7 protein-coding genes are annotated in these 6664 nt (G+C 71.4%); 3 read left to right on the top strand and 4 right to left on the bottom strand.

Going from position 1 to position 6664, the window contains the following annotated elements; translation table 11 throughout:
* From R2S09_RS36510 to R2S09_RS36500, 3 genes are all read right to left on the bottom strand, one after another.
* Positions 1-341 (bottom strand): TSUP family transporter (locus R2S09_RS36510; protein WP_316745505.1); only part of this gene is annotated, 341 nt, incomplete at its 3' end.
* Between the two features lie 218 nt (positions 342-559).
* Entirely contained in the window at positions 560-757 is a 198-nt protein-coding gene (locus R2S09_RS36505) for a rhodanese-like domain-containing protein (RefSeq protein WP_399145473.1), read from the bottom strand.
* 103 nt (positions 758-860) lie between these two features.
* A complete protein-coding gene (locus R2S09_RS36500) occupies positions 861-2621 on the bottom strand; it encodes an MOSC and FAD-binding oxidoreductase domain-containing protein (RefSeq protein WP_316745504.1) in 1761 nt (586 codons plus the stop codon).
* A 209-nt stretch (positions 2622-2830) separates the two neighbouring features.
* Between R2S09_RS36500 and R2S09_RS36495 the strand changes: the two genes are divergently transcribed.
* The 3 genes from R2S09_RS36495 (at position 2831) to R2S09_RS36485 (ending at position 5527) form a co-directional block, all read left to right on the top strand.
* Positions 2831-3520: a TMEM175 family protein gene (locus R2S09_RS36495; protein ID WP_306185233.1), complete on the top strand. Its 690-nt coding sequence runs from the start codon at positions 2831-2833 to the stop codon at positions 3518-3520.
* A 203-nt stretch (positions 3521-3723) separates the two neighbouring features.
* Positions 3724-4593, top strand: coding sequence for an alpha/beta hydrolase (locus R2S09_RS36490; protein WP_316745507.1), 870 nt, complete (start codon positions 3724-3726; stop codon positions 4591-4593).
* 52 nt (positions 4594-4645) lie between these two features.
* A complete protein-coding gene (locus R2S09_RS36485) occupies positions 4646-5527 on the top strand; it encodes a DUF427 domain-containing protein (protein WP_306185236.1) in 882 nt (293 codons plus the stop codon).
* Positions 5528-5660: 133 nt separating this feature from the next.
* On the opposite strand, the gene R2S09_RS36480 is transcribed toward R2S09_RS36485, so the two are convergent.
* A complete protein-coding gene (locus R2S09_RS36480) occupies positions 5661-6539 on the bottom strand; it encodes an alpha/beta hydrolase (RefSeq protein WP_316745503.1) in 879 nt (292 codons plus the stop codon).
* Between the last annotated feature and the right edge of the window lie 125 nt (positions 6540-6664).

The following is a 6664-nucleotide window of genomic DNA, read 5'->3' as shown; positions in this document are numbered from 1 at the left end:
CGCAGGGCGGCGAGCGCCGCTATGACGGCGAAGGCGACGGTCAGCGCGGTCTCGGGAAGACGGGTGGCGGCGGCTCCGGCGATCACCGCGGGCACGATGCCCGCCAAGGCGAAGAGCAGTCCGGTCGGCCAGGCGACGTTGCCGTCCCGGGCGTGGCCGGTCAGTGCGGTGACCGAGGTGAGGCTGACGATGACCAGGCCGGCGGTCGTCGCCTCGGCGGGGGTGACGTGGAGCAGGTAGATCAGGGCGGGCACGGCGAGGACGCCGCCGCCTCCGCCGAGGCCGCCCAGGGCCAGGCCGACGACGGCTCCGGCGACGAGCGCGAGTATCAGGGCGGTCATGCCGTCGGACCGTCGTCGGCCTCGAGAGCTCCGAGGGCTTCAAGGGCTTCGGCGCCGCGTTCGGCCGGCAGCGCGGGCGTCCGCCGGCAGCTGGGCCCGCTCCGCCGGTGGATGCGTCGGTGGACCGCGTCCACGGTGGCGTGGTCCGGGCCGCGATGGCGGAAGTGGGGCATCACGATCTCTTGGGTGGTTCGGGAGGGGCGTCCGGCCGGGCCGCGTCAGCCGGAGGTGACGACGGTCAGTCCGGCCTCGGCGGCGGCGTCGAAGCCGTCGTCGACGGCCACGACGTCACGGCCCGCGGCGTCCAGCAGCGAGGCGGCGACAGCGGCGCGCGTCCCGCCGGCGCAGTGCACCCAGACGGTGCCGGCCGGCACCTCGCCCAGGCGCTCGCGCAGCCGGTGGATCGGGATGTGCACGGAGTCCGCGATGTACCCGCCTGCTCGCTCTGTCGCTGGCGTAGAGCGGCGGGGCACCTTCGTTTCTCCCCCGGCCGGTGCCGTGTCGGTGCCGTGGTCCCGGCTACAGGTCGAGGACGACGTCCGTGGTGGGTTCGCTGCAGCAGACGAGGACGGTGCCGGGCTCGGGAAGTTCGAGGGGTGGGGTGGTGTAGGTGACGTCGCCTGCCACGAGGTGGGTGACGCAGGTGTGGCAGACGCCGGTCCGGCAGGACCACCGGGTGGGGATGTCGCAGGCTTCGGCGAGCTCGAGGAGGGTCGTACGGGCGGATGACCAGGGGGTGGTGACACCGCTGCGGGCGAAGGTGACGAGGGGGCCGGTGCCCGTGGGGCCGGACGGTCGGTGCGGCCGGATCGCCGCGGCGGGGGTGACTCCGGGGTTGATGGCGGGCAGCGCGCTGAACTGTTCGGTGTGAATCCGCTCGGGGCGCAGTCCGTGGTCGCGGAGCAGGCCGCCGAGGTCGTCCATGAAGGCGGGCGGTCCGCAGAGGTAGGCGTCGGCGTCGGTGGGGACGCCCAGGGCCGCGAGGGACCGGGCGCTCGGGCGGCCCCGGGAGATCCGGCGCTCGTCGGGGGGCGGGGCTTGCGCGGTGTAGTAGATGTGCTCGTGGGCGTCGGGGAGTTGCGCCAGGAGGGTGCGGGTCTCGTCCGCGAAGGCGTGGTGGGCCCGGTCGCGGGCGGTGTGGATCCACCAGACGGGGCGGGGATCAGCCGTGGCGGCGAGTCGGTGCAGCATGGCGAGCACGGGAGTGGCCCCGATCCCCGCGGAGACGAGCACGACGGGGCGGGTTCCCTCTTCGAGTACGAACGTCCCCCGGGGGCTTGCGATGTCCACGAGGTCCCCTGGGTGGAGCGCGGTGTGGATGTAGCCGCTGACCCTGCCGTGAGGCTCGTGCTTGACGCTGATGCGGTAGGTGCCGGCCGTGGGCACGGAGGAGAGTGAGTAGCTGCGCACCGCGGGAGCCGCGTCTCCGACGGGGAGGCGGATGGACAGGTACTGGCCCGGGCGGGCCTGCGGCAGTGGGGTGCCGTCCGTGGTGTCGAGGTAGATCGACGAGACGGTGGGGGTCTCGGCGACGACGCGGGCGACGCGCATGGGCCTGAAGCCCGGCCATCCCGGCTCTTGTCCGGGCTGTCGCGTGGCGGCGCGTTCGCCCGGCCATCCTGGTTCCTGCTCGGGCTGCCGGGCGGCGGCGAGGTCGCGGAAGGACTGCTGCCATCCGGGGCTGAGGGCGGGGATGTCCAGTGCCCTGCGCAGCTTCGCGGGGTCGCGGTCGGGAAGATAGAGCAGTGCGTCGGTGTCGGCGACGGTGAGTTGCTGCGGTCCTTTGCGGATGAGGGTGATCTCGTCACCGGCCTGGACGCGTCCCTCGGTGATGACACGCAGATAGAAGCCGGGACGGTGGTGGGCGACCAGCAGGGAGGCCATGGCGGGTTCGCCCAGGCGCATGCCGACCCGGTAGCAGGTGACACGGGGCTGGGTGACCTCGAACTCCGCTTCGCCGATGCGGTACCGGTCGCCGATGCACACCTCGTCGTCGGGCAGGCCGTCGACGGTGAAGTTCTCCCCGAAGATCCCGAAGGTCAGGTCGTCGCGGCCGAGTTCCTTCTGCCAGTACCGGTAGGACTGCAACTGGTACACCAGGACGGCTCGAATCTCGCCGCCGTGCCCGGCCAAATCTCCTTGACCGTCTCCGTCGACGTTCAGCCGCCGCACCATCCGGGGGCCCTGGACGGGCGCCTTCCAGGCCCCGGTGCGGACGGTCCTTCCCTGCCAGGAGACGTCCTTGGGCATGCCTACGTTGACGGACAGCAGCGTCGCCATTGCGGACCTCCTGCGAGGCGGCCGGCCGGGGCAGCCCCTCATGGCGCGGTGACCCGTGCGCCGGTGCCGATCCTATGCGCGGGCCGGTACGGCCGCGATTCCGTGACCCGGTAGCCTGCCGGCGCGGTGCGGGGCCGCGCCGTGACCCACGCCGAGGAAACGCCCCCCGGATGCGTGTGGAGGAGCCTGCGGTGCCGGAGGCTGGGGCGATGAGAGAGCCTGTGCACGGACCGGGCGGCCCGGGAGAAGGGGCGACGTCGTTCGGCGTGGAGCGCGTTCCCGCCCGGGTGGTCGCGTTCAGCGACGGTGTCATCGCCATCGCTGTCACCCTGCTCGTCCTGGAGATCCACCCGCCGCACGACACCAGCCGTCTGCTGCACGGCCTCGCCGCGCTCTGGCCGTCCTACCTCGCCTACGTCGTCACCTTCATGCTGATCGGACAGGTGTGGGTCAACCACCACCTGATGTTCGACCACATCCGCAGCGCCGACCGAGTGGTGCTCTTCCTCAACACCGTGCTGCTCATGGACGTGGCGTTCCTTCCGTTCGCCGCCTCCGTGCTGGCTCAGGCGTTCCGTGACGGACACGGGGAGCGCACCGCTGTCGTACTCCACGGCGCCGCCTTCGAACTTCTGGCCGTTCTGTTCAACATCATCTGGGGCTACGTCCGCCGGGATCGGCGACTCCTCACCGCCACCATCGATGCGGCCGGCGTGGCAGCGATCGGCCGGCGCTTCCGGCTCGCCCTTGTCTGGCTCGCCACCGGAACCCTGCTCGGCGCCTTCGTCCCCGTACTGGGCATGGCCGTGATCGCCGCCTTCGTCCCGTACTACTGGCTTCCGATCGCGGGCGAGGTCGCCGAGGCCGAGCGCCGGCGTCGCCGTGGGCATCGGGCGTGACCGGCGACGGACGTGGGGGCGGTGCGCTGGCCGATGACCGCTGACGGACCGAGGCTGGAGGCGGGCCGATGCCCCGCCTCAGGCGCATCGGCTTCGCCGACCGGCATCATCGAACTAACCACCTAAAGCGAATTGACAGGTTAGATCGAGCATGGTCGACTGGAGATATAACCGATGAAACTCGAAAGAGGGGTTAGATGCAGATGGTCTCCCCAGTCCACCACCGCACCGCCACCGTCAACGGCCTCGAGGTCTTCTACCGGGAGGCCGGCGACCCCCAGGCACCCGTGGTCGTGCTCCTCCACGGCTTCCCGACCAGCTCACACATGTTCCGCCACCTGATTCCGGCGCTCGCCGACCGCTACCACGTGATCGCCCCCGACCACATCGGGTTCGGCCAGTCCGCGATGCCCGCTCCCAAGGACTTCCCGTACACCTTCGACGCGCTCACCGACGTCACCTCCGGCCTGCTCCAGCACCTGGGCATCGACCGGTTCGCCATGTACGTGCAGGACTACGGCGCCCCTGTCGGCTGGCGTCTCGCCCTGCGGGCGCCGGAGCGCATCACGGCGATCATCACCCAGAGCGGCAACGCCTACGAAGAGGGCTTCGTCATGCCCTTCTGGGAGGCGGTCTTCGCCTACGCCAAGGCCCCGGGACCGGACACCGAGGCCCCCATGCGGGGCGCCCTCACCCCCGAGATCACCCGCTGGCAGTACGTGAACGGTGTCGCCGACCCCACGCTGGTCAGCCCCGACAACTGGATCCACGACCAGGCACTGCTGGACCGCCCCGGCAACGACGAGATCCAGCTCAGGCTCTTCCGCGACTACCCGACCAACGTGGACCTCTACCCGGCCGTCCACCAGTACTTCCGCGACTCCCGGGTCCCGCTGCTGGCGGTCTGGGGAGCGGGCGACGAGATCTTCGGCCCGGCCGGCGCGGAGGCGTTCCGCCGGGACCTGCCCGACGCCGAGGTCCACCTCCTCGAGTCAGGGCACTTCGCGCTGGAGAGCCACCTCGAGACCATCACCGAACACATCCGCGACTTCCTCGCCCGTGTCCTCGGCTGACGCACCCCACCGAGCGTCCGCCCGTCCGCCCCGTCCCCGAAGGGAACCCGCCATGGGACTGTCCTGGCAGCAAGGCCCCCTCTCCACAGGCGCCGTCGGGTACTTCCTCACCCCCGAACCGCTGCCCGAGCGGCTCCTGTTCGCCGAGCGCCTGCGTCGCCGCATGCGCGTGAGGTTCAACGGCGCCTGGATCGCCGACAGCGAGGACGTGATCCTGCTTCACGAACCGGGCCGCTACCCCGTCGCCTACTTCCCCCGCCAGGACATCGGCGAGCAGGCCCTGGTTCCGAGCGGCAAGGTCACCCACCACAAGGACCTCGGCGACACCACCTGGTACGCCGTGCAGGCGGGCGACCGCACCACCGAACGCGCCGCCTGGGAGTTCACCGCGCTGCCCGGGCACGCCGCCGGCCTCCAGGGACGTATCGCCTTCGCCTGGCGGGCGATGGACGCCTTCTACGAGGAGGACGAACGCATCCTGGGACACGCCGCCGACCCGTACCACCGCATCGACATCCGCTCCGCCTCCCGCACCCTGGAAGTCCGCCACGGCGACACCGTGATCGCCCGCTCCGAGCACCCGGTCGTGCTGTACGAGTCGGGGTTCGCGCCGCGCTGGTACCTCCCGCGCGCCGACATCGACGAGACCCGGCTGCGCCCGGTCGAGGGCCGGACCTTCTGCCCCTACAAGGGCCTGTGCGACTACTACGACATCGGCGACGCGCAGCGCGCCGCCTGGTCGTACCGCGACGCCTACCGTGAGGTCGACCGGATCGGCGGCCTGGTGTCCTTCGAACCGGACAAGGTCGAGGTGCGTCTCGATGGCACACGCCTGCGTCTCGAGCCCGGGCAGAGCGTCGTGCCCCACGGTGTCGACCGCGGCCTGGACGTCGACGAGGTCAAGGCCGGCGCAGCCGCTCCACCGTCGTCGTAGTCCCGTCGACACGGGACGGGCCACCGACCACCGCCGCGCGGCCCTTGCGGTCGTGGGCGGCGCGGACGGCGGGGCACAGGGGGCGAGGACGGGGACGGTGACGGTGACGGTGACGGCAGGCTGCGCGTGGCGATCAGCGTTTCACCAGGTCGAGGATCAGCGCGGCGATGTCCTCCGGCGCCTCCTCGGCCATGAAGTGGCCTGCCTGGGTGGTGAAGTGCTGAAGGTCGCCGGCCCACGGCCGCCAGATCGCGGCGGCGTCGAACCCCAGCTGCCGGCCCCAGTCCTGCTGGACGACCGTCACCGGCATGGTGAGCCGGTTGCCGGCGTCGAGGTCGGCCTGGTCGTGCTCGATGTCGACGGTCGCGGTGGCGCGGTAGTCGGCGACGACCGACTCGACGGCGCCCCGGCAGGCGCGAAGGTACTCGGCGCGCACGTCCGCGGGGATCGCCTCGGGGTTCGCGGACCAGACGTCGAGGAAGTGGCCGAAGAACGCGTCGGCACTGCCGGCGATCATCCGCTCGGGCAGTCCGGCCGGCTGGGCCATCAGATACAGGTGGAAGGCCACCGCCGCGCCGGCCCCGTGGAGGACGTTCCAGGTGTCCAGGGTGGGAACGATGTCGAGGATTCCCAGGTGGCTGATCCGGTCCGGGTGATCCAGCCCGGCCCGGAAGGCGACGTGCGCGCCGCGGTCGTGTCCGACCAGCGCGAACCGGTCGAACCCGAGGGCGTCGGCCAGGCCGACGATGTCCGCGGCCATCGTCCGCTTCGAGTAGACGTCCTCGGTGACCGCTTCGGGTTTGCTGCTGGCGCCGTAGCCGCGAAGGTCGGGGCAGACCACGGTGTGGTGCCCGGCCAGGACGGGAGCGACGTGCCGCCACATCAGGTGTGTCTGGGGAAAGCCGTGGAGCAGTACGAGTGGCGGCCCTTCGCCGCCGACCGCCGCGTTCAGCTCCACGCCGTCGGCCACCTGGATCGGCCGTGTCTCGAAGCCCGGAATGGTGATGCCCATCGTTGTCGTCTCCTTTTCCCGCTCTCCCGCACTCGTGAGCCACTGCCGCTCACGGAGGATGTGCGGACGACAGCAGGGTCGGAGAGCCGGATCAGCAGTGGATCAGCGGCGGCCGGCGCCGGCGA

The organism is Streptomyces sp. MK7, assembly GCF_032658145.1.
Lineage (GTDB): Bacteria > Actinomycetota > Actinomycetes > Streptomycetales > Streptomycetaceae > Streptomyces > Streptomyces spiralis.
This window is presented reverse-complemented; position numbering and strand designations above follow the sequence as displayed.